This window comes from Streptomyces albiaxialis, from assembly GCF_039530985.1.
GTDB lineage: Bacteria > Actinomycetota > Actinomycetes > Streptomycetales > Streptomycetaceae > Streptomyces > Streptomyces albiaxialis.
This window is the reverse complement of the sequence record NZ_BAAAPE010000013.1, coordinates 818,708-840,447: the sequence shown is the minus strand read 5'-3', so window position 1 is coordinate 840,447 and position 21,740 is coordinate 818,708. Positions and strand designations below refer to the sequence as shown.

Annotated in this window: 18 protein-coding genes and 1 tRNA gene; 6 read left to right on the top strand and 13 right to left on the bottom strand. The window is 72.3% G+C overall.

Annotation, left to right across the window (positions count from 1 at the left end):
• Positions 1-107: 107 nt before the first annotated feature.
• Genes ehuA through ehuB form a run of 4 tightly spaced genes read right to left on the bottom strand, consistent with a single transcriptional unit; the run spans position 108 to position 3,250 of the window.
• Positions 108-932, bottom strand: coding sequence for an ectoine/hydroxyectoine ABC transporter ATP-binding protein EhuA (gene ehuA / locus ABD343_RS27340; protein WP_344531989.1), 825 nt, complete (start codon positions 930-932; stop codon positions 108-110).
• Positions 922-1,572, bottom strand: a complete 651-nt coding sequence (ehuD, locus tag ABD343_RS27335) for an ectoine/hydroxyectoine ABC transporter permease subunit EhuD (protein WP_344531988.1) — start codon at positions 1,570-1,572, stop codon at positions 922-924. Before ehuD ends, ehuA begins: the two co-directional genes overlap by 11 nt.
• Positions 1,572-2,327: an ectoine/hydroxyectoine ABC transporter permease subunit EhuC gene (ehuC, locus tag ABD343_RS27330; protein WP_344531987.1), complete on the bottom strand. Its 756-nt coding sequence runs from the start codon at positions 2,325-2,327 to the stop codon at positions 1,572-1,574. The genes ehuD and ehuC overlap by 1 nt, the downstream gene beginning before the upstream one ends.
• Positions 2,324-3,250, bottom strand: a complete 927-nt coding sequence (ehuB, locus tag ABD343_RS27325; protein ID WP_344531986.1) for an ectoine/hydroxyectoine ABC transporter substrate-binding protein EhuB — start codon at positions 3,248-3,250, stop codon at positions 2,324-2,326. The genes ehuC and ehuB overlap by 4 nt, the downstream gene beginning before the upstream one ends.
• A gap of 125 nt (positions 3,251-3,375) precedes the next feature.
• On the opposite strand from ehuB, the gene ABD343_RS27320 reads away from it, so the two are divergent.
• Positions 3,376-3,897, top strand: a complete 522-nt coding sequence (locus ABD343_RS27320; RefSeq protein ID WP_344531985.1) for a DUF3830 family protein — start codon at positions 3,376-3,378, stop codon at positions 3,895-3,897.
• A 129-nt stretch (positions 3,898-4,026) separates the two neighbouring features.
• Here ABD343_RS27320 and ABD343_RS27315 read toward each other — a convergent pair whose 3' ends face one another.
• The gene (locus ABD343_RS27315) at positions 4,027-5,439 is read right to left on the bottom strand and encodes an amidase (RefSeq protein WP_344531984.1); all 1,413 of its coding nucleotides are present in this window, start codon (positions 5,437-5,439) and stop codon (positions 4,027-4,029) included.
• A complete protein-coding gene (locus ABD343_RS27310) occupies positions 5,439-6,437 on the bottom strand; it encodes a D-2-hydroxyacid dehydrogenase (RefSeq protein ID WP_344531983.1) in 999 nt (332 codons plus the stop codon). The genes ABD343_RS27315 and ABD343_RS27310 overlap by 1 nt, the downstream gene beginning before the upstream one ends.
• A 288-nt stretch (positions 6,438-6,725) precedes the next feature.
• Between ABD343_RS27310 and ABD343_RS27305 the strand changes: the two genes are divergently transcribed.
• From ABD343_RS27305 to ABD343_RS27295, 3 genes are all read left to right on the top strand, one after another.
• Positions 6,726-7,637 (top strand): maleate cis-trans isomerase family protein, encoded by a 912-nt coding sequence (locus tag ABD343_RS27305; protein ID WP_344531982.1) that lies wholly within the window; start codon positions 6,726-6,728, stop codon positions 7,635-7,637.
• 56 nt (positions 7,638-7,693) lie between these two features.
• Positions 7,694-8,437, top strand: a complete 744-nt coding sequence (locus ABD343_RS27300; RefSeq protein ID WP_344531981.1) for a maleate cis-trans isomerase family protein — start codon at positions 7,694-7,696, stop codon at positions 8,435-8,437.
• A 98-nt stretch (positions 8,438-8,535) separates the two neighbouring features.
• On the top strand, positions 8,536-9,594 hold the full coding sequence (locus tag ABD343_RS27295) for an LLM class flavin-dependent oxidoreductase (RefSeq protein ID WP_344531980.1): 1,059 nt from the start codon (positions 8,536-8,538) through the stop codon (positions 9,592-9,594).
• A gap of 212 nt (positions 9,595-9,806) precedes the next feature.
• Here ABD343_RS27295 and ABD343_RS27290 read toward each other — a convergent pair whose 3' ends face one another.
• A complete protein-coding gene (locus ABD343_RS27290) occupies positions 9,807-11,627 on the bottom strand; it encodes a putative bifunctional diguanylate cyclase/phosphodiesterase (RefSeq protein WP_425578281.1) in 1,821 nt (606 codons plus the stop codon).
• A 375-nt stretch (positions 11,628-12,002) separates the two neighbouring features.
• Here ABD343_RS27290 and ABD343_RS27285 point away from each other — a divergent pair, with 375 nt between their 5' ends.
• Positions 12,003-13,262, top strand: a complete 1,260-nt coding sequence (locus tag ABD343_RS27285) for a M6 family metalloprotease domain-containing protein (protein WP_425578280.1) — start codon at positions 12,003-12,005, stop codon at positions 13,260-13,262.
• 92 nt (positions 13,263-13,354) lie between these two features.
• Here ABD343_RS27285 and ABD343_RS27280 read toward each other — a convergent pair.
• The 5 genes from ABD343_RS27280 to ABD343_RS27255 form a co-directional block, all read right to left on the bottom strand.
• Positions 13,355-13,428, bottom strand: a tRNA-Lys gene (locus ABD343_RS27280).
• Positions 13,429-13,516: 88 nt separating this feature from the next.
• Positions 13,517-13,891 carry a hypothetical protein gene (locus tag ABD343_RS27275; protein WP_344531977.1) on the bottom strand — a complete coding sequence of 125 codons (375 nt, stop codon included), beginning with the start codon at positions 13,889-13,891 and terminating at the stop codon, positions 13,517-13,519.
• A 57-nt stretch (positions 13,892-13,948) separates the two neighbouring features.
• A complete protein-coding gene (locus ABD343_RS27270) occupies positions 13,949-15,298 on the bottom strand; it encodes an AAA family ATPase (RefSeq protein ID WP_344531976.1) in 1,350 nt (449 codons plus the stop codon).
• On the bottom strand, positions 15,295-16,839 hold the full coding sequence (locus ABD343_RS27265) for a hypothetical protein (RefSeq protein WP_344531975.1): 1,545 nt from the start codon (positions 16,837-16,839) through the stop codon (positions 15,295-15,297). The genes ABD343_RS27270 and ABD343_RS27265 overlap by 4 nt, the downstream gene beginning before the upstream one ends.
• A gap of 1,382 nt (positions 16,840-18,221) precedes the next feature.
• Complete coding sequence (locus ABD343_RS27255; protein ID WP_344531974.1) at positions 18,222-19,265, bottom strand: phosphatase PAP2 family protein; 1,044 nt, start codon at positions 19,263-19,265, stop codon at positions 18,222-18,224.
• 185 nt (positions 19,266-19,450) lie between these two features.
• Here ABD343_RS27255 and ABD343_RS27250 point away from each other — a divergent pair, with 185 nt between their 5' ends.
• Positions 19,451-20,044, top strand: coding sequence for a histidine phosphatase family protein (locus ABD343_RS27250; RefSeq protein WP_344531973.1), 594 nt, complete (start codon positions 19,451-19,453; stop codon positions 20,042-20,044).
• Between the two features lie 28 nt (positions 20,045-20,072).
• Here the strand turns inward: ABD343_RS27250 and ABD343_RS27245 are convergent, their stop codons facing one another.
• Positions 20,073-21,674 carry an NsdA family TPR-like regulatory protein gene (locus ABD343_RS27245; RefSeq protein WP_344531972.1) on the bottom strand — a complete coding sequence of 534 codons (1,602 nt, stop codon included), beginning with the start codon at positions 21,672-21,674 and terminating at the stop codon, positions 20,073-20,075.
• Positions 21,675-21,740: the final 66 nt, after the last annotated feature.

The window sequence follows — 21,740 nt, the reverse complement described above, 5'->3', positions numbered from 1 at the left end:
ACGATAGCGGCCAAGTGTGTGCCGAAAAGGCACTGTTGCTGCTATCGGCATATGCCAGGGAGGCGAGCCCGCGCCGGTGGGCGCGGGCCCGGTTCTCACGGCACGGGCTACAGCACCGCGCTGAGGAACTCCCGCGTCCGCTCGTGCTCGGGGTCGGAGAAGATCTTCTCCGGCGAGCCCGACTCGATGACGCGTCCCGCGTCGAACATCAGCACGTCGTCCGAGATGTCCCGCGCGAAGTTCATCTCGTGCGTGACGCAGAGCATGGTGATGTCCGTGGTGTGGGCGATGTCCCGCAGCACGTCGAGCACGCCCGCGACCAGCTCGGGGTCGAGGGCCGAGGTGACCTCGTCCAGGAGCAGCACCTGCGGGCGCATGGCGAGCGCGCGGGCGATGGCCACGCGCTGCTGCTGGCCGCCGGAGAGCTGGGTCGGGTACTTGTCGAGGTGCTCGGTCAGCCCGACCAGCTCCAGCAGCTCCCTGGCCCGCTGCTCGGCCTCGTCCTTGGGGAGGCCGAGGACGTGCACGGGCGCCTCGGTGATGTTCCGCAGCACCTTCATGTTGGGGAACAGGTTGAACTGCTGGAAGACCATGCCGATCTTCTTGCGTGCCTCGCGGCTGTAGCGCTCGCTCGCGGGGACGAGCTTGCCGTTCTTCTCCTCGTGCGTGAGGTACTCGCCGGCGACCTTGATGGTGCCCTCGTCCGGCGTGACCAGGGTCATCAGCAGCCGCAGGATCGTGGTCTTGCCGGAGCCCGAGGGGCCGATGAGGGTCACGTGCTTGCCGGAGGCGACGTCGAAACAGAGGTTGTCGAGGACGACGTTGCTGCCGTACCGCTTGGTGACGTTGTGGAACTTGATCAGTTCACTGCCGTCGACGGCCGGGTTCGTGTGGTCGTTGGGTTCGGTGTTCGGTGCGGTGTCAGCGGACAAGACGACGCTCCAGGGCTCGCGTGAGGAGGGAAGCCGGGTAGGCGATGAGGATGAAGGCGATGCCGATCACCGTGATCGGCTCGGTCGGCTGGAAGGTCTCCGCGCTGAACTGGCGGGCCTCTCCGAGCATTTCCAGCGCGCCGATCGTGGCGAGCATCGGCGAGTCCTTCAGCATCGCGATCACGTAGTTGCCCAGCGCGGGCACCACGCGGCGGATCGCCTGGGGGAGGATCACGGCGCCCCAGACCCGGGTGCGCGGCAGGCTGAGCGCCGTGCACGCCTCCCACTGTCCGGCGGGCACGCCGTCGATCCCGGCGCGGTACACCTCGGCGGTGTACGTCGAGTAGTGCAGGCCCAGACCGATGATGCCGGTGGTCAGGGCCGAGAAGGTGATGTCCCACTCGGGCAGCACGAAGTACAGGAAGAAGAGCTGCACCAGCAGGGGGGTGTTGCGGATGAACTCGGTGACGATCGTCACCGGCCACCGGACCGCCTTGAGCGGCGAGCGCTGCGCCAGCGCCCATACGAGGCCCAGCCCGAAGGCGATCAGCGAGCCGAGGACCAGCGCCTGGAGCGTGACGAGCACGCCGTCCCAGAAGCGCGGCATGAAGTCACCGACTGCGTTCCAGTCCCAGTCCATCAGGCGCCACCTCCGCCGCTGCCGCCGCGCGAGGCACTGGCCAGCTCGGTCTCCTGGCGGATGTTGAGTTTGCGCATGAGCCCGGCTTTCTTCTCCGGTGTCTGGCCGATGCGGGCCTTCGCCTGCCGCTCCATCGCGCGCATGCCGCGGGTGATGAGGAAGGCCAGGACGAAGTACATGACCAGGATGATCGTGTAGACGGGGGCGCTCTCACCGAGTGCGTTGCGCACCAGGGAGGCCCCGAAGGCGATGTCGCCGACCCCGAGCACCGAGACCAGGGCCGTGCCTTTGAGCAGCTCGATGAGCAGGTTGTTGGCGGGCGGGATCATCTCCGGCCAGGCCTGCGGAAGCGTGATCTTGGTGAGCCGCTGCCACGGGGAGAAGCTCAGCGCGATCCCCGCCTCGTGCTGAGCGGGCGCCACGGCGGCGATCGCGCCGCGCACGATCTCCGAGCCGTACGCGCCGTACGACAGGCCCAGCGCCAGCACCGCCGCCCACATGGGCACGAGCTGGAGGCCGAACGCGACCGGCAGCACGAAGAACATCCAGAACATCAGCACCAGGGCCGACGAGCCGCGGAAGATCTCCATGTAGAGCCCGGAGAGGAAGCGGACGATCCAGAGTCTGTTCGTCCGTGCCACGCCCACGACCATGGCGACGAACGCGCCGAGCAGCGCGCTGTAGACCGTGAGCTGGACCGTGACCCAGACGCCCTTCAGCAGCAGTTCCCACAAACCCGCTGTAAGGTCCGTCATTTGCAACGCTCCTTCGCGGTCATGGTCGTCATCTCCTCCTTGACGAACCCGAACTGCTTCATCACGCGGAACAGCTCGCCGCTCTTCTTCATCTTGTGCAGCTCGCGGTTGAAGGCGTCCCTCAGATTCGCCTCGGCCTTCCTGAACGCGAAGGCACCGGTGCCGAGATCGGGCTTACCGTCAAGTTTGGGAGTAAATGCCTCGGTGAACTCGGCCTTTGTGCTCTTTGTCTGCCTGACGACGTTGCGGACGGTCACCGCCGTGCCGGAGAAGACATCGCACCTGCCCTGCTCGACGGCGAGCAGACCGGCCAGTTGGTCGGGAAGCAGGAGCATGTCGCTCTTCTTGATGCCGACCTCGGCCGCGTACTGGATCTCGGCGTATCCGGTGCCCGTCGCCATCTTGGCGCCGGTCTTCTTGATGTCCTCGTAGGTCCGCAATTTCTTGGGATTTCCCTTACGCACGATGAAGGCGTCCCGCATCTCGTACTCGGGGTCGGCGAACAGCACTTGCTCGCAGCGCTCGGGGATGATGTAGATCCCCGCCGCCACGACGTCGAACTGCAGCGAGTTCAGACCCGGGATGAGCGAGTTGAACTCGGTCGGGAACGGCTGCACGTTCGGAACGCCCAGCCGCTTGAAGATGATCCGTGCGATCGCCGGGGAACTCCCGGTCAGCTCCCCGTCCTTGTCGATGTAGCTGTAGGGCTGTTCACCGGCGAGGCCCAGCCTGACCGTGCCCTGAGCCTTCAGCCGTTCCAGTAGATCGCCCCCGTCTCCGGTGTCAGCACTGGACACACGGCTGCATGCCGTCGTCGCCCCGAGCGCACCCGCCGCACCGACGCTTGCTGCCCCCGCGAGCAGCAGGCGTCGGCTGAAACCTCTTCCGGCACTTCCGGTGTTGTTCCCTTGTGGTGGAGCCATGGGCGCGCGGCTACCCAGACTCACTCAAGATATGCGGATCTTTTCCGGCCGTTACGGGGTCGTGCTGAGGCTGACCTTTGCGTCACTATTGACGGGCAAATGACCAACCAGTGTGCGGAGGCACGATGGCTGAGCGCTTCATTGAAGTGTCGTTGGACAAGCGGGGAGTGAGCTGCACGGCAAAGCTCCTCGACGACCGGGCCCCGGTCACCTGCGCGGCGGTGTGGGACGCACTGCCGCTCGGGGGCGATGTCTACCACGCGAAGTACGCGCGTAACGAGATCTACGCCCTCATTCCGCCCTTCGCCCCCGAGGAGCCGCCGCTGGAGAATCCCACCATCACGCCCATCCCCGGTGACCTCTGCTATTTCACCTTCACCGACACGCAGTTGAGCACGGCCTCCTACGGGTATGAGGCCGCGGCCGAGCAGCAGGGCGGCCAGGCCGCGCACGCGCAGCGCAAGACGGTCGTCGATCTGGCGCTCTTCTACGAGCGCAACAACCTGCTCATCAACGGCGACGCGGGCTGGGTTCCCGGCATTGTCTGGGGAACGGTCGTCGACGGTCTCGACCGTATGGCAGAAGCGTGCCAGGACCTCTGGCGCGCGGGCGCTCTCGGTGAATCCCTGAACTTCCGCCGGGCGTAACGGAAGAGAATGCGAGGGTGCTGCCGCGGAATCCTTCAGGATTCTGCGGCAGCACCCTCATTCATTTCTGTACGCGGAAATGCCTCTCGGTCTCTCCGGCCTCTCCGGCCTCTCCGGCCTCTCGGCCTCTCAGGAAATCGGCGGCGGCACCCGGTCGGCCGCGCCCGCCTCGAAGAGCGCGTGGGAAGCGGCGAGCACCAGCGCGTCCGCGTGCCGGGGACCCACGAGCTGGACCCCGATCGGCAGCCCGGCCCCGTCCACCCCGCAGGGCACCGAGGAGGCGGGCTGCTGCGTCATGTTGAACGGATAGGAGAACGGGGTCCACTCCGTCCACCGCTTCATCCCCGACCCCTCCGGCACCTCGCGCCCCAGCTCGAAGGCGGTGCCGGGCATGGTGGGGGTCACCAGCAGGTCGTACGTCTCGTGGAAGGCGCCCATCAGCTTGCCGAGCGCCATCCGCACGTCGACGGCCGCGAGATAGTCCAGCGCGCTGCGCGAGGCGCCGTCCTCGCAGATCTCCCGGAGGCCCGGATCGAGACTCTCGCGCTGATCTTGGCTGAAATGCTCTGTGACGCGGGCCGCACCGCTGAACCACAGGGTGTGGAAGGCCTCGACCGGGTCCTCGAACCCCGGATCGGCCTCCTCGACCGTCGCGCCCAGCTCCGTGAGCAGCTCCACCGCGCGCCGCACCGCCGCCGCGACCTCCGGCTCGACGGCCACCCGGCCGCCGAAGTCGGGGGAGAAGGCGATCCGCAGCCCGCGCACCCCTTCGGCGCCCGCGGCCAGCGCGCCCCGGAAGCTGTGCGGGGCCGGGCCGAGCTGCGACCAGTCGCGCGCGTCGGGACCCGTGATCACGTCCATCAGCAGCGCCGCGTCCTGGGCGTCCCGCGTCATCGGCCCGACGTGGGCCAGCGTCCCGAAGGCGCTCGCCGGGTAGATCGGCACCCGGCCGTAGGTGGGCTTCAGCGCGAAGATCCCGGAGAACGAGGCCGGGATCCGCACCGAGCCCCCGCCGTCGGTGCCCAGCGAGAGGGGCCCCGCGCCCAGCGCGACTGCCGCCGAACTGCCCCCGCTGGAGCCGCCCGCTGTACGCGAGGGGTCGTACGGATTGCCCGTCGCGCCGTGCCGGGGGCTGTCCGTCACGCCCTTCCAGCCGAACTCCGGCGTCGTGGTCTTCCCCAGGAACACCGCGCCGCTCTCCCGCAGCCGCGCCACCGAGGGGGCGTCCTCGTCCCACGGGCCCGCGTCGGAGACCGCCCACGAGCCCCGGTAGGTGGGGCCGCCGCGCTGGAGCAGGATGTCCTTCACCGTGACCGGCACGCCGTCCACGGGGCCCGCGGGCTCGCCGCGCTGCCAGCGCCCGGCCGACTCGGCGGCCTGCTCCAGGGCCTCGTCACCGTCGATCCGTACGAACGCGTTCACCCGCGCGTCCGCCTCCGCGGCCCGCTCCAGCGTCGCCCGGGTCACCTCGACGGGGCTGAAGGACCCCGCCTCGTACCCCTCGACGAGCTGTGTCGCGCTGAGCGCGGTGAGATCGGACATCACGAGACCTCCGGGTGGGAAGCGGGCTTCGTCGGCACGTAGCCGAGGTGCTTGTCGACGACGTTGAGCAGCGGTTCGCCCGCCTCCCAACGGTCGAAGTTGTCGAGGAACTGCTCCGCGAGGTCGTCGCGCCAGCCGACGGTGTCCCCGCTCATGTGCGGCGAGACCAGCAGCCCCGGCACGTCCCACAGGCCGCTGTCGGTGGTGAGGGGCTCCTGGGCGAAGACGTCCAGGGCCGCGCCCTTGATCCGGTGCTTGAGGAGCGCGTCCACGAGATCGGCCTCGACGACGTGCTGCCCCCTGCCGACATTGATGAAGTGGGCCTCGGGCTTCATCCGAGCAAACGCGGAAGCGTCGAACATCCCCCGCGACTCCTCCGTCAGCGGCGCCACGCACACCACCCAGTCCGCGGTGCCGAGCAGCCCGTCGGGGCCGTGCAGCGAGGCCGTGGCGTGCACCCGGCCGAATTCCGGATCGCCGTCCCGCGCCGTACGGCCGACGAGGTCCACATTGACACCCAGTGCCATCAACGTGCGGCCAATTGCCCGGCCAATGGGGCCCGAGCCGACCACCACCGCGCGGCTGCCGCCCACGCGAAATGTCTCCCGGTGCCGCCACCGCCGTTGGCGTTGCAATTCCCAGGTGCCACGGAAATCCTTGGCCATGGCCAGCACGAGTCCCGCGACGTATTCGGCAATTGGCTGGTCAAAGACACCCCGCGCATTCGTAATGACGGTGTCCCGGCCGTCGGCCAGCTCGGGCAGCAGGCGGTCCACGCCCGCGCTCGGGGTGTGCACCCAGCGCGGCCTGGGCCCGTCGCCGGGCCAGGCCTCACGGACCGCGTCGGAGAGGAAGTCCCAGACCAACAGCACATCGGCGGCCTCAAGTTGGCTCGCGAGGGACTTCTCGTCGGCGTGCACCACACGGGCACGACCCTGGAGACGGTCGAGCCGCGGCAGCGGCTCGGCATCAAGGACAAGGACGCATGTTTCGGACATTGGCAGGAAACCATTTCGAAACGTGGGGACGGTTGACTGTGGCGCGCTATACGAAGACTTGACGAGCGAGACGGAGGGAGGCGGGACGAAGGCGGGATCGGCCCTCAGATGCAACGATTGGCCGAGGATTGACCACGGTAGGGAGCACAAACTACCTTCGTCAACAAAGACATCTGTCCCGGCGTCCCGGCTTCTGACCGGCTTTGTAATTCCTCTGACCTCCGTCTGACTCAGGGGCCTTCTGGCTACGGCCAAGCAGCCACCCCTCCGTTCTTTTGGGGCCCGAAAATGGACGTCTCCTTCCTTGGTGGACCGCTGCAGCAGCGCGGCGTCGGAATCGTCGCGCCGTTCGACTTCGCGCTCGACCGAGAGCTCTGGCGCTGGGTGCCGGACGACGTGTCCCTGCACCTGACGCGAACCCCTTTTGTGCCCGTTGAGGTCAGCCTCGACCTCGCCCGTCTCGTCAGCGAGCACGAGACACTCCGCGAAGCGGTGCGGGCACTGTGCGCCGTGGCCCCCGAAGCGGTGGCCTACGCCTGTACGTCCGGCAGCTTCGTAGGAGGCACCGCCGGCGAGAAAGCCATGGTCTCGGCGATGGAGCAGGCCGGCGAGATCCCCTCGCTGACCACCTCCGGAGCCATGCTCGCGGCGCTCCAGGAGATCGACGCGCGCCGCATCGCCCTGGTCACCCCCTACACCAAGTCCGTCACCGACTCGCTGGAGGACTTCCTCGGCGAGGCGGGCATCGAGATCACCGGCCGGAGCTACCTCGGGCTGACCCGCGAGATCTGGCGCGTGCCGTACCGCGACGTGGTCGACATGGCCAGGGAGGCGGTCGTCGGCGCCCCCGACGCCCTCTTCATCAGTTGCACCAACCTCCCGACGTACGACGTGATCCCGCAGCTCGAGGCGGAGCTGCGGATGCCGGTCCTCTCGGCGAACCAGGTCACCATGTGGGCCGCGCTGCGGGGCATCGGCAAGGAGGCAGTCGGCCCGTACCAGGCCCTGCTCGACCCGGTCGCCAGACGCGGCCCGGCCGCGATGGCCCCCTCGCCGCCCGCCCAGGCGTCCCCGCCCGAGCCGGAGGCCGCGCTCGCGGGCGCCGGGACGGAGAGCGGCGACCCCCTGGAGGGCACCGACCTCGGCTACCCGCCGTCCGGCGGGGACGAGTGGGACTCCGGCGGGCAGCCGCCGGTATGACCCGCCCGGGAATCCACACGCACACCCAGGACCAGTTCGACCAGGAGGAGGAGTAGATGGCAGAGGCGGCAGCGGCACGGACGCGCGCGATCGGCTTCCTGTACCCGGGGTACTCGGCCGAGGACGACTACCCGCGTCTGGAACGCATCCTGGGGGAGGCAGGTGCCTCCGTCCGGCTGCCCCTCGTCCATACCGACATCGGCGAGGACGCCCATCGGGTGGACGCCCTGCTGGAGATGGGCTCCGCCAAGCGGCTCGCCGCGAAGGTCGAGGAGGTCAAGTCCCAGGAGATCGACGCGGTCGTCTGGGCCTGCACCAGCGCGAGCTTCGTCTTCGGCTGGGACGGCGCCCACGAGCAGGTCCGCGAGCTGTCGTCCACGGCGGGGCTCCCGGCCTCCAGCACGTCCTTCGCCTTCGCGGGGGCCGTGCGGGCGCTGCGCGCCGAGCGCGTCGCCATCGCCGCGACGTACCCGGAGGACGTGGCCGAGCTGTTCACCGCCTTCCTCAAGGCGGCGGGCTCCGAGGTCGTCTCCATGCGCGGCAGCGGCATCATCACCGCCGCCGAGGTCGGCACCTGGGGAGAGGAGGAGGTCCTGGCGCTCGCCCGCGGCGGCGACCACCCGGACGCGCAGGCGGTCCTCCTCCCCGACACCGCCCTTCACACCGCGGCGTACATCCCGGCCCTCGAAGCGGAGCTGGGCAAGCCGGTCCTCACCGCGAACCAGGTCACCGCCTGGGAGGGCCTGCGCCTCCTCGACGAGTCGGTGAGCTGCCCGGCCCTGGGCAAGCTCTTCACCTGACCCGAGACGCAGAGGGGGCCGTTCCGGGAAGAGGAACGGCCCCCGACGCGTTGACCTCTCTCGTACGACCGACGGCGAGAGAAGGGCGAGGCCGACCAGTGAACGACCCCATACGAGGCGAGGCCAGGGGAACGGCCCCCGTGCCCCTCTCCGTCCTGGACCTGGCGACAGTGGGCGAGGGCTTCACCGCCACGGACGCCCTCAAGGCATCCGTGGAGCTCGCGGGCCTCGCCGAGCGCAAGGGCTTCACGCGGTACTGGGTGGCCGAGCACCACTCGATGCCCGGCGTCGCCAGCTCGTCCCCCGCCGTGATCCTCGCCCACCTCGCCGCGCACACCGAGCGCGTCCGGCTGGGCTCCGGCGGCGTCATGCTGCCCAACCACGCGCCCCTGGTGATCGCCGAGCAGTTCGGCACGCTGGAGGCGCTGGCCCCCGGCCGCGTCGACCTGGGCCTCGGCCGCGCGCCCGGAACGGACGGCGCGACGGCCGCGGCCCTGCGGCGCACCGAGCGGCTGCGCGAGGGCGCCGAGGACTTCCCCCAGCAGCTCGCGGAGCTGACCCGCTTCCTGGACGACGACTTCCCCGACGGCCACCGGTACGCCCGTATCCACGCGGTCCCCGGCAAGGTGCAGGGCGAGAAGCAGGGCCGGCCGCCGATCTGGCTGCTGGGCTCCTCCGGGTTCAGCGCGCAGCTCGCGGGGCAGCTCGGCCTGCCGTTCGCCTTCGCGCACCACTTCTCCGCGGCCAACACGATCCCGGCCCTGGAGCTGTACCGCGAGACGTTCCGCCCCTCGTCCGTGCTGGACGCGCCGTACGCGCTGATCGGCGCCTCCGCGCTCGCCGCCGAGGACGAGAAGGAGGCGCGCCGCCAGGTGCTGACGGGCGCGCTGAGCATGCTGCGGCTGCGGACCGGCCGTCCCGGGCTGGTCCCCACTCCGGAGGAGGCCGAGGCGTACCCCTTCAGCTCCGCCGAGCGGGAGTTCGTCGAGAGCTGGCTGGCGAACGTCACCTACGGCACGCCGAGTGCGGTCCGCGAGGGGCTCGACGCCCTGGTCAAGCGGACCGGTGCGGATGAGCTGATGCTGACCGCCCAGGCGCACAGCCCCTCCGCCCGGGTCCGCTCGTACGAGCTGATCTCCGAGGCGTACGACCTCTGAGGAGAGGGCGGCCCAGAGCCTGCCCCTGCCTCGCCGCTGCCGAGTGCGACGCCGCTGTGGCTTGTCGCGCAGTTCCCCGCGCCCCTTTCAGGGCGCATCGAACGTGCCCCGTCAGGGGCGCGGGGAATGCGCGCTCGGCCACGAGGTGTCGCACCCGGCAGCGCACACGCGAGGGCAGGGCGGACCCCGCCCCCGGGACCGGCGGGGCCCCCTTACGCGGACTGGGCCCCGCGGTAAGAGGAGAGCAGGTCCGAGATCCGGTCGGCCTCCATCGGCTTGGCGTAGTGCCAGCCCTGGCCCGTGTCGCAGCCGATCCGGCGGAGCCGCTCGGCCTGGGCCGGACCCTCGACGCACTCGGCCGTGACCGTCAGCCCCAGCTTGTGCGCGAGCTGGACCAGGGCCGTCACGATCGTCTCGTCCGCCGGGTTCTGGTGCCGGGCCGTGCGGAAGCCGCGGACGAACGTGCCGTCCAGCTTCAGCGCGCGCACCGGCAGGCGGCTGAGATAGGCGAGGTTGGAGTAGCCCGTACCGAAGTCGTCGATCGCGATACGGACGCCCGTCTCGGAGAGCGCCTGGAGCGCCTGGAGGGGGCGGCCCGCCGAGCCCATCACGGCCGACTCGGTCAGTTCGAGCTGGAGCAGCCCGGCCGGCAGGCCCGTCTCCTCCAGGATGTCCGCGACGTCCTGGACGAGGTCGGAGTCCCACACCTGCCGCACGGCCACGTTGACGCTCACATAGAGCGGCGGCCCCGGGTGTTCCCGCATCCACCGCACGGCCTGGCGGCACGATTCCGCAAGGACCCAGCGGCCGAGCGGCACGATCGCCCCGTTCTCCTCGGCCAGCCCGATGAAGCGGTCGGGGCTGAGCATCCCGAAGCGCGGGTGCTTCCAGCGGACCAGGGCCTCGACCCCGCGCATCGCGTCGTCGGCGAAGCCCACGATCGGCTGGTACTCCAGCACGAACTCGCCGCGCTCCACCGCCCGTCGCAGGGTGCTGGAGAGCGCCTGCCGGGTCATCCGGTGCGCGTTCCGCTCGGGGTCGAAGAGCGTCCAGCGCGCCTTGCCGTCGGCCTTCGCCCAGTACAGCGTGGTGTCGGCGGCCTGCATCAGCTCCGTCGGGCTGGTGCCCTCGGTCTCGCGCTCGACGACGCCGATGCTGGCCGAGACCGCGAGCCGCTGGCCCGCGAGGTCGAACGGGCGCTGGAGCGCCGCGAGCACCGACTGCGCGAGCGCCGTGAGCTGCTCGGTGCCGGTGGACGACTCGACGAGCAGCGCGAACTCGTCGCCGCCCAGCCGCGCCACCAGGTGCCCGCCGCACTCCACGGACCCGGCGTCCTCGGCGCACCGCGTCAGGCGCTGCGCGACCGCGTCGAGCAGGGTGTCGCCGACCCGGTGGCCCAGGGTGTCGTTGATCGCCTTGAAGCCGTCGAGATCGACGTAGCAGATGCCCGTTCTGCCGGTGGCCGAGTCGGAGAGCGCGGTCGCCAGCCGCTCGAAGAAGAGCGTGCGGTTGGGGAGCCGCGTCACCGGGTCGTGCATCTGGAGATGGCGCAGCCGCTCCTGGAGGTCGCGGCGCTCGCTGATGTCCGCGATGGACAGCAGCGCCTCGCCGCCGCGCGCCGTGGGGGTCACGGTGATCTCCGCCCAGAGCGTGTGGCCGTCCGCGTGTTTCAGTCGCCGGGTGCAGGACATCCGGTCGGTGCGGCCCTGGAGCGCCTCGTGGTACGCGCTGCGGACGCGGCCGTCGAGGCCGAGCCCGGCCAGCTCCGCGATGGGGCGGGCGACCAGCCTGCGCGGGTCGGCGCCCAGGAGCGCGGCCAGCGCGCGGTTGGCCGTGAGCACCCTGCCATCCCGGTCGACGATGGCCATGGCGAGCTGTGCCGCGTTGAACGCCGCCCGGAAGTCGCTCTGCTCGCCGTGTGCGCCCGGCACTCGCCGTCGCCAGCGCTTGTGATTACTTTCCGTGATGGTTTGCGGTTGCGTTCCGATGGTGTCGCCGGAGTTCTTGCCCGGTCCTTCGAGGGGTCCGTTCACCGATCGCTCCGCGGGGGGCTCGTCTCGTGCGGACCGCTCCGGTGGCTGCCAGGGGGCAGCCCGGGAGGGATCCGCGCTGGAAATGTGCCGATCATAGAGGTTGGCGCAAGAGCGGAGCCAGTGTCTCCGCTGTCGGTTCCGAGCGCCTCCCCGCCGGCCCCGGGGCAACGGGCACGCGGGTGACCGTTTCTGCACCGGGGCTGAAAGCGCCGTGACCGCTTACGACCGAGCATTACGAAGAGTAGTCATATTGTGGTTGACTCGACCGGCCTACCGGAACGGTGCAAATCGCCCCGAATGGGGACAGTGTGGGGAAGGTCCGCATTCCTGATCCGGTGAGGTCGAGACGTGCCGCAGCCGCATATACCCGAGGGGGTGGCCGCGTGGCGCCGTAGCCGTCGCGCGGGGCCGTGGGGCCCGGGTGGGCTCCACCGGCTGGCCGCAGTACTCACCGCCCTCACCGCGTTCATGGGCATGGCGCTGTTCGCCGGGCCCATGAAATCTGTGGCGGCGTCCGTGTCGTGCGCTCTGCCGCGCACCGATGCGCACCACTCGCTGGGTTTGGACACCTGGAATGCCTCCTATCCACGCCCCGACAGGACGCTCGACGCTGCCCTTCTCTTTCTTTCTTTCCCCGATGCGCCCCCTATGGCCACCCCTGACGAGCTAGCGGCCGACCATTTCCCCGCCACGACCGACTTCTTCCGCCGCGCCTCGTACGGAAAGCTCACCCTCCGGCCCCACCCCGTGGACCGCTGGATCGAGATGCCGACCACGTCGGAGGCGTACGGGATACAGCGCGACTGGGACTCCGGGCTGCGTACGGCCTACATGCGCGATGCCGTCACCGCCGCCGACCGCTATGTGGACTTCTCCCGCTACGACGTCGTCTACCTGATCGCCGACCCCGACGCCCCGGGCGTGAACTCCGACGCGACGAAGGTGGTCAACTTCGACGAGCCCATCGAGGTCGACGGCACCCAGGTGCGCCGCCTGGTCACCGTCTTCGAGCAGAGCCCGCCCGACAGGCACGTCCTCGCGCACGAGACCGGACACGTCTTCGACCTGCCGGACCTCTACGAGCGCCCGTCCGACGGCAAGGCCGACTGGGACACGCGGGTGGGGGACTGGGACCTCATGGGCAGCCAGTTCGGACTCGCGCCCGAGCCCTTCGGCTGGCACAAGTGGAAGCTCGGCTGGCTGGACGAGGAGAGCGTCGACTGCGTCTCCGACGCGCCGGGCACCACCATGCACACCCTCCGCACCCTGAGCGCCCCCTCGCGGGACGGCAGCCGGGGCGCCGACGGCACCCGGCTCGCGGTGGTGCGTACGGGCGAGAACGAGGCCCTGGCCATCGAGGCGCGCGGCGACCGGGGCAACGACCGGGGCCTGTGCTCCGAGGGAGTGCTGCTCTACCGCGTGCGCGGCGACACGGCCTCGACGGAGGGGCCCGTCGAGGTGCTGGACGGCCATCCCCGGACCAGCGCCTGCGCCGGCACCTCGGTGCACCCGCCGCTCGCCGACGCGCCGCTCGGCGTGGGCGAGAGCCTCTCCCTGGAGCGGGACGCCGTACGGGTCGAGGTCACGGGGCGCACGGGCGACGGGGGCTGGGACGTGAAGATCACCCGAGGCTGACGGGGGCTGGCCGGGGCTGACCGGGAACGGCCGGGGCCGGCCGGAAACGAGTGAAGGCCCTCCGCTTCCGCGGAAGGCCTTCACTCTGTCTGTACGCCGTCAGGGACTCGAACCCCGGACCCGCTGATTAAGAGTCAGCTGCTCTAACCAACTGAGCTAACGGCGCCTGCTGACGTCGTAGACCTTAGCACCACCACCGGCTCCAGCAAAAATCGAATATCGCCCGGACCCGGCCTCCACCTGCGCGGACCCGCTCAGGTCTTGGGCGGAGGCTGCTCCTCCGGGGCGCGGTCCTTGATCAGGTCCCGGCCGAACTCGACCATCTTGCGTGCGTAGTCCTCCGTCCACCGCCCCCGCTCGGCGAGCTCGGCCTCCGTCAGCCGGTCGAAGCGCCGGGGGTCGGCGAGCTGGGCCGCCGCGACCGCCTGGTACTCCTGCGCGCGGTCGGCGGCCGCGCGGAACGCCAGCACCAGCTCGGTGGAGCGCTCCAGCAGCTCGCGGGGGTCCGCCAGCGACTCCAGGCCGAAGAAGTGCTCGTCGTCCGGCTGGGCCTCGGAGGGCTCGAACAGCAGCGGAGCCGGACGGCGGTGACGCGGTGCCTCGCCGGGAGCCGGTTGCGGCTCGGACATACAGATACCTCCAGGGTTGAGGGCCGCCCTCCATTGTGCGCCCTGGGCCCGGCCGCGCTACGGCACGCGCACGGCATGCTCGGACAGGTGTGCGAGAACGGACTGGTGGGCCTCCCAGCCGTCCGGCGAGCGCAGCGTGACCCCGAGCTGGACCGGCTCCGTCGAGGGGTGGTCGTCGAGCAGCTCCGCGACGCCCGCGCGGCACACCACCACGCACGCGTGCCGGTGCCGCGAGGCCAGCACGCACAGCCGCCCCGTCTCCAGATGGAACTCCGTCGCGTCCGGCCGCCCCGACAGCGGGTGCAGCACCACCGTCACGTCGAACTCCCGTCCCTGGAGACGGTTGGCCGTGTCCACGGTGACGCCCTCCACGCCCCGCGCCGCCAGCTCCGCCCGTACGGCCGCCGCCTGGTCCCGGTGCGCCGTGCCGACCGCCACCCGCGCCGCCGTCAGCGGCACCGGCTCCTCGCTCCGCTCGCTCACCGCCGCGCCCTCGCGCTCCAGCATCCGCCGTACGACCTCCGCGACCGCCGCCACCGCCTCCGGGTCGGTGCGCGGTGTGGGCCGCGCGGGCAGCTCCAGCAGGCCCCAGCCCGCCTCCGCCGCCTCGTCCAGCACCCGGTCGGCGGGGGAGCCGTCGGAGGGCGCCGCGAAGGCGAGGGTCCGGTCGCCGGGGCCGGTGCCGCTGCGGAACGGCGTGTACGGGTAGAAGGCGCCGGAGACCAGTGGCGCCGCCGAGGCGGGGAGCCGCCAGGAGACGGGCAGCCGGTGCTGGGGCAGGCCCGGGTTGTGCGACAGCAGGGCGCTCACGGCGCTCGCCGACGGGTCGTACGACAGCCCCGCCCACTGCTCGGCCCCCACCTGGCTGAACGGGTCGAGCTGCCCCGGGTCGCCCACGAACAGGGCCCGCTCGAAGAGCCCCGCGACGGCGAGCAGCGCGTCCGAACGCATCTGGTACGCCTCGTCCACGATCGCGTAGCGCCACGGGTCCCCTGGCTTGACCCACGCCCACTTCGCCGCGGTCGAGACCACGATGTCCAGGCCCGCCAGGTCGGCCGGCTTCGCGGACGTACGCACCGAGGGGTGCCCGTCGAGCACCGGGTCGTACGGCTGCGCGTCGCTGCTGTGCAGCCGCCCCACCGGCAGCTCGGGGTCGGCGGTCGCGATGCGGTCGACCAGGTCGTCCACCTGCGCGTTCGTCTGCGCGATCACCATCAGGGGATGCCCCGAGGCGGCCAGCTCGCGGGCCGCGCGGACCACGAGCGTGGACTTGCCCGCGCCGGGCGGCGAGTCGACCACGACGCCCCGGTGGGCGCCCTCCAGCGTGTCGCGCAGGATCGCCTCGGTGGCCCGCGCCGCGGCCTCCCCGGGGCCCTGGGCCGCTTCCGGCTCCGTCACGGCCGTCACAGCGTGTCCTCCTCGGTCACGGGGTCGGGCGCCTCGGGCGTCGTCATCGCCGCCTCGCCGGGCGGGCCGCCGTGCGTCCAGGGGGTGTCCTCCGGGTCGGGCAGCCCCGGACCGCCGCGCGGCGCGTGCTCGAAGAGGGTCCAGCACAGCCGGTCGCCGGGCTCGGGCACGGTGCCGGGCGCGGGCTCCTTGCCGCGCCCCATCCCGTTCATGAGGCGCAGCACCAGGACGCCGGGCTCCGGCTCGTCCGCCACCCCGGCCTGCTGCTGGCCCCCGCCCGGCAGCGCGCGGTGGACCTTGGCGCCCTCCGTGAGCAGCGGCGCGTCCTCGGTACGGACCGTGACGAGGGGGCGCGGGGTGGGCCGCTTCCCGTCCGAGTACGCCATCTCGACGTCCGTGACCTCGGCCGTGAACGCCTCGCCCGCGAGCCGCCGCGCCGCCATCACCAGCGGATCGTCGAGCGCCTCCTGCGCGTCCAGCTCGGCCTGCCGCTGCTCGCGCATGGCGAGCTTGCGCGCCGCCGTCACCGCGTCGTCCCGGCGCGGCTGCGGGGGCTCGCCCGCGCGCAGCCGGTCGCGGTGGTGGGTGTACGACTGCCGGTCGCGGCGCCAGCGGTCGGGCACGTGCTCGCCCTCCGGCAGGGCCCGCAGCAGCTCGACGCCCTGCCACACCGCGTCCCAGGCCGGCCGGAGCTGGGAGGCGATCAGCGCCTCCAGCTCCTCGGCCGCGCCCGGGACCTTCGCGTCGTACCGCGCGACGGCAGGGGCCAGCAGCCGGTTGTCGAACGCCGGGTCGGTGGCGGGCCCCGCGGGCGGGCGCAGGAGCTGGCCCGCCGCGTCGCGCGCCAGCTCGGCGTGGAGCGCCGCGTCCTTGCCGCTCATGCCCTCCGGCGGCGCTATCCAGGCGAGCAGCGCGCCCAGGTGCTGGTCCTCCAGATGGCTCTGGCCCGTCGCCCAGTGCCGGGCCAGCAGCCCCGTCATGGGCAGCAGCAGGGAGGAGCCGGGGACGCGGGCGCGCTCGGCGTAGTGCGTCAGCCAGCGGCCCAGCAGGGGGACCCGGGGCGGCGCGGGGTACGCCTCGTCGGGCGCCTCCTCCGCCGTACGGCGGAACCGCATCGAGCGGCCCAGCAGCCGTACGAAGCCGACGCCCGGCGCGCTCGGCACGAGCACCTGGGGCGCGTCCGCGCACAGCTCCGCCTGGACGGTCACCCGCTTGCCGGACTCGGGGTCGGTCTCCTTGCGCTCGACCAGCTCGACCTCGTCCTGGCAGGACTCCAGGTGCGGGAGCGTCGCGTCGGCGAGCCGGGCGAGGAACGCGAACCGCAGATCGCGGTCGCGCGGCTGCGCCACGGTGAACAGCTCGGGCTTCTCCGGATCCGTCCCCACCATGGCGCCCAGCGGGGCGCCGGTCTCGCCGGCCGTCGTCAACGGCACGAGAACGAGCGGCCGTTCGGCCAAGTGCCGATGGCGAACCGTCGCCATCGGGCTGGCCCGGCCTTGTGCGGCCGCCTCCATGCGCGCGAGGGCGCTGATCAACGACATGCCCCGCTCCTCCTCTCCGCCGTAACCGGCATCGGGGCTGCCACCGGGTTGCCCCGGCCGCCGCGTCGCAGCCCGCGGCTGTGCTGTGGCCGCTCGCGCAGTTCCCCGCGCCCCTGGACGGTGCCCCTTGCGGTGTCGCGGCAGGCTGCGGCGCCGCCGTGGCTGGTCGCGCAGTTCCCCGCGCCCCTGACGGGGCCCGTCGGATGCGCCCCGAAGGGGCGCGGGGAACTGCGCGAGCGACCACCGGCGAAGCCGCGGACTGCGATGTACCCAGCGGGGCAGCCCGGGTGCAGCCACCTCATGAGCGGAGCGCTTCTGCCCGGAGTTCCGCCGCGCGGCGCAGTGCCGCGGACGCAGGATCGTCGTGGCCTGCGTCGCCGGAGGACGCGGCGAGGACCTCGTCCACCGTCGCGAGGCCGCCGAGTTCGCCGCGCACCGCGCGGCCCAGCGCCTCGACCGCGCCCCGGTCGCGCGCCCGTTCGCGGCAGTGGAAGGCCAGCTCGCAGGTGGCCAGGCACTCGGGCGCGTACGCCGCCGGGACCGACTCGACGGCCGAGCGCAGCTCCTCCGAGGGGCGGTCCGGCGCGAAGCTCGTGCCCTCGGGGAGTGCGGCGGCGATCTCCTCGACCCGGGTGAGCCGGGCCAACTGGCGCCGGGTAGTGGCCATCTGCTTACGGAAGTCGATCAGGTCGGCCGCCGGGTGGTTGGAGAAGTCGCGGGGGCACACCAGCAGCGCGTGGTCCCGGACGGCGTGCCCGCGCGCGGTCAGCGCCAGCCCGTACACGGCGGCCTGGCGCGCGGCGGCGCCGACCTTCGCGGGGTCGGCCGAACCGTCCAGGATCGGGAAGGACTTGATCTCGATGACGGTCACCCGCCCGTCGGGGTGCACCGCGAGCGCGTCGGGCTCCAGATACGCCGTCGAGCCCGCGACCTCCAGCGAGAGCATCGGGTGGTCCATCAGCGTCCAGCCGCCCGTGCCCGCGCCGCCCCCGGCGGCCTCGTCGAGCGCCAGCCGGGTCCGTTCCGCGCGCCCCGCGGGGCCGTCGGCGGCCAGGTCGGGCAGCGCGACGGCGTCGGCGGCCGGGGGTACCTCCCTGCTCGAAGAGCTTGGGGGAGGCTCCTCGCCCGCACGGGCGCACAGCAGGCCGAGCAGCTCCGTGCCGCCCTCGGCCTTGACGCGGGCCTCGAACGCGTTGCCCCGGACGAAGGCGAACTGCGACTGGCCGAACGGGGCGGGTGAGCCCAGGGCCTCCGCCAGCCTGCCCTTGTCCACGCCCGCGCCGTCCAGCAGTGCGCGGCGGCGGCAGCCGGGGTTCGCGGCGAGGGCCGCCAGCGCGCGGGCGTCGAGCGGGCGCGGGGGCACGGCGGGCCCGCCGCGCAGCTCAGCGAGGCGCGGGGGCGGTGTCCGCGTCGCCCGCGCCGCCTGCGGCGGAAGCGGTGCCGTCGCGCTGCCGGGGGAGGCGTGCGCGGCGGTCGTGCTGCTCGTGCTGCTCGTGCTGTCGGGGCCGCTGGGGCTGCCCGGAAGGTGGGTCATCGGCTGTGGCCTCGGGGGAGGGTGCGATACCCGCCGCAGTCTGGCATCCGGCGCTGACAGCCGAGGCCTCAGGGGAGCCGTCGGCGGCCCGGCGTGTTCCGCCCGTACGGCCGCCCGCCGCCCTCTCACGGCGGGCCGGGACCGCCGCGCTCACCCGGGCGCGTACGGCTCCGGAGCAGCGCAGCAGGGGGCCCGTGAGCAGCAGGCCCAGGCCCATCACGGCGGCTCCGGCGACCGCGTCCAGGAGGTAGTGGTTGGCGGTGCCCAGCACCGTGAGGCAGGTGGCGAGCGGATACGCCACGGCCAGCGCGCGGCACCACGCCGCGCGCGGCCCGAGGCGCCACAGCGCGGCCCCGCACCACAGTGCCCAGCCCACGTGCAGGCTGGGCATCGCGGCGAACTGGTTCGTCAGCCCGCCCAGTCCGCGCGGGGCGCTGGCCTCGGTGCCCCACCAGCCGTAGTCGCTGTAGAGCGCCATCGTGTCGGTGAAGCCGTGTCCGACGTCCAGGAGGCGCGGGGGACAGGTGGGCAGCAGCGTGAATCCCACCAGGCCGATCAGGGTGGAGACGGTCAGCCACGTGCGCAGGAAGCGGTAGTGCGCGGCGTGCCGGCGGAAGAGCCAGGCCAGCACGAGGGGGGTGACGAGGAAGTGGAGCGAGGCGTAGGCGAAATCGGCCGGGACGCCGAGCCAGGAATGGTCCACGAAGGCCCGGTTCAGCGGGGTCTCGGCGTCGATCCCGAGGCGCCGCTCCAGTCGGAGCAGGGCCAGTCCGTGGGAGACCGCAGTGGTCTCGTCGCCGCGCGCGAGGAGCCGTCCCGCCGAGTACAGCGCGTACACGGCGGCGATCAGCGGCAGCTCGGTCCACCAGCGGGGACGGGCTCGTGTCGGCATCTCTTCGCACTCCCAAGCTCCTGGTGGCTCGGCAGCTCGTGGCCCACTGTGGGACGCGGTGGACGGCGAGTGACCGTACAGCGTATGCAGAGCAAAGAGACGCGAGGGCGCCCCACCAGGTTGCTCGGTGAACATCTGAGCGAGAATGGACGGGAGCGACGTTCCGCACCATTCGAGAGGTTTCCATGGCACCGCGCATCCTGCTCGTCCGGCACGGCCAGACCGAATGGTCCATGACCGGACAGCACACCGGCAGGACCGACGTCCCGCTGCTGGACGAGGGCCGCCGGATGGCCAAGCTGCTCGGGGAGCGGCTGCACCGCGCGCCGTGGAACGGGCTGCCGGGCGTCGAGGTGCGCACCAGTCCCCTCTCCCGCGCCCGCGAGACCTGCGAGCTGGCGGGCTTCGGCTCCGCCACGTCCTGGGACGCGCTGATGGAGTGGGACTACGGCGCGTACGAGGGTCTGACGCCCGCGCGGATCAGGGAGCGCGCGGGCGACGACTGGTTCATCTGGCGCGACGGCGTGGCGGACGGCGAGCCGCTGGAGCACGTCGCCGCGCGGGCCGACGAGGTGGTCGAGTGGGCGCGTTCCGCCGACCGCGACGTGCTGGTCTTCGCGCACGGCCACATCCTGCGCGTGCTCGGCGCCCGCTGGCTGGGGTACGAGCCCGCGTTCGCCGCGCGCCTGCGGCTGGACCCGGCCTCGCTCTCGATCCTCGGCTGGGCCTACGGCGAGCCCGCGATCGAACGCTGGAACGACACCGGGCACCTGGACTGACGCGAACGGCACGCCCCCGAACGGGCGTTCAGGCCGTGGCGGCGTGCCGGGCGAGGAAGCCCGCCACCGAGGGGTCGCGGCGGTAGGCGCGCAGCCGCCCCGCCGCGTTCTCCAGCATTCTGCTGATACGGGTGGACTGCACGGGCCCCAGGAAGTCCAGCGCCCGCGAACCGGCCGCCGCCGCCTCGTCCGCGTGCCCCTGCGCGGCGAGGTCGCCCGCCAGTTCCGCGGTGAACAGGGCCTTGTTGCGCGTGAAATGGGGGTTCTGCAGCGCGACGGCCCGGCGGGCGTGCTCGGCGGCGCGCTCCCAGTCGCCCAGCGCCGACCAGCACTGGGCCTCCAGCCCCTCCAGTTCGGCCTCGCCGAAGAACGTCATCCACTCCGGGTCGGCGTCCGACGTCCCCCGGGAGAAGAGCTGTTGGGCCCGGCTGAGCGCCTGCTGGCAGCCGGGGCGGTCGCCGAGCCCGGCCCAGCCGCCCGCCTCGCGCAGCGCGAGCAGCGACAGCAACTGGTGCGAGCCCAAGGTCTTCGCGGCCTGCTGCCCGGCCTGCGCGGCGCGCACGGCCTCCCGGGGGCGGCCCGCGTCCCGCGCCAGGAAGGCGGAGTTGCAGAAGGCGTGCGCCTCCAGCGCCGGGTTCCCGGCGACCCGCGCGGTGGCGAGCGCCTCGGCGTAGTGGGAACGGGCGTCGTGGTACCGGCCCGAGTCGTGGGCCAGCCAGCCGACGGAGATGGCCAGTTCGCCCGCGCCCGCGTGCAGCCGGTCGGCGACGGACTGGCGCCGGGTCCCGGCGTCGAGCAGATCGTAGGCGGCGCGCAGCGACGCGCCCGCGCGCCGGTAGAGCCCGGCACCGCCGTGCCGGTCGTCCAGCACCCGGATCCGGCGTACGGCCTGCTCCACGGCGCGGGCCTCGGAGTCCCCGGCGCGTGTCGCGGCCGGGGCGGGTGCGGCGGCGGAGGCGGGCGGTGCCTCCGCGAGGGCGCCGCCGAGGGAGGCGGCTGCCAGGGCGGCCGGGCCGCCCGTCATGAACGCGCGACGTAGCACGTCGCTCTCCTCGTGCTTCTCGGGACTCTCGGGCCGGTACGGGTGGTTGGCGGCCTCGACGGCACAGGCGGTGTCGGCGGGATCGGGGTCGCCGAGGAGGTCGAGGTCCTCGGGGTGGCCGAAACCGTCCGCGACGTCGCAGGCGTCGTAGAAGGCGGTGATGTCGGTGACGTTGGCGATGCTGACGGCGTCGGGGACGTCGGGGGCAACGGAACGGCGGGGCGGCGGGGCGGGATCGGCGTAGCGCATCGGGTACTGGGGAGGCGCTCCGCTTTCGGCGCGCGCCCCACGAACGCGCGCCGCGCGACCGCGGACGGCCTCGCGAGGAGCGAACCCCATGTCCGCGAGCGAGTACCCGGGGAACATGTGCAGGAACACGCGCTCGTAGGCGTAGTTGGGGCACCGGATCTCGCCCGCCTCGACCCGGCCGATGTACCGCGCGTCGCAGGAGACCTGTTCGCCGATTTCCCGCGCCGACCTGCGGACGGCCGCGGCGAATTCGCCCGGCGAGAGTCGCCCCCGAAGAGCGCGGAACGCGGTGTTGGGGCGGGAGTGCTGACCTGGTGACGTTGAGGGTGACGACGCCATGCCGGAAACGTACCGGCTGTGACGTACCGCCCACTCCAGGTTTGGCTACAAACGGGATATCTCACC

Bases quoted from the DNA above. Each gene is read 5' to 3' on its own strand.
- ABD343_RS27310 (WP_344531983.1), bottom strand. From the start codon at position 6,437: ATGTCCGAAACATGCGTCCTTGTCCTTGATGCCGAGCCGCTGCCGCGG.
- ABD343_RS27250 (WP_344531973.1), top strand. From the start codon at position 19,451: ATGGCACCGCGCATCCTGCTCGTCCGGCACGGCCAGACCGAATGGTCC.
- ABD343_RS27245 (WP_344531972.1), bottom strand. From the start codon at position 21,674: ATGGCGTCGTCACCCTCAACGTCACCAGGTCAGCACTCCCGCCCCAAC.
- ABD343_RS27305 (WP_344531982.1), top strand. From the start codon at position 6,726: ATGGACGTCTCCTTCCTTGGTGGACCGCTGCAGCAGCGCGGCGTCGGA.
- ABD343_RS27320 (WP_344531985.1), top strand. From the start codon at position 3,376: ATGGCTGAGCGCTTCATTGAAGTGTCGTTGGACAAGCGGGGAGTGAGC.
- ABD343_RS27275 (WP_344531977.1), bottom strand. From the start codon at position 13,891: ATGTCCGAGCCGCAACCGGCTCCCGGCGAGGCACCGCGTCACCGCCGT.
- ehuB (WP_344531986.1), bottom strand. From the start codon at position 3,250: ATGGCTCCACCACAAGGGAACAACACCGGAAGTGCCGGAAGAGGTTTC.
- ehuD (WP_344531988.1), bottom strand. From the start codon at position 1,572: ATGGACTGGGACTGGAACGCAGTCGGTGACTTCATGCCGCGCTTCTGG.
- ABD343_RS27300 (WP_344531981.1), top strand. From the start codon at position 7,694: ATGGCAGAGGCGGCAGCGGCACGGACGCGCGCGATCGGCTTCCTGTAC.
- ABD343_RS27255 (WP_344531974.1), bottom strand. From the start codon at position 19,265: ATGCCGACACGAGCCCGTCCCCGCTGGTGGACCGAGCTGCCGCTGATC.
- ABD343_RS27315 (WP_344531984.1), bottom strand. From the start codon at position 5,439: ATGTCCGATCTCACCGCGCTCAGCGCGACACAGCTCGTCGAGGGGTAC.
- ABD343_RS27265 (WP_344531975.1), bottom strand. From the start codon at position 16,839: ATGTCGTTGATCAGCGCCCTCGCGCGCATGGAGGCGGCCGCACAAGGC.
- ehuC (WP_344531987.1), bottom strand. From the start codon at position 2,327: ATGACGGACCTTACAGCGGGTTTGTGGGAACTGCTGCTGAAGGGCGTC.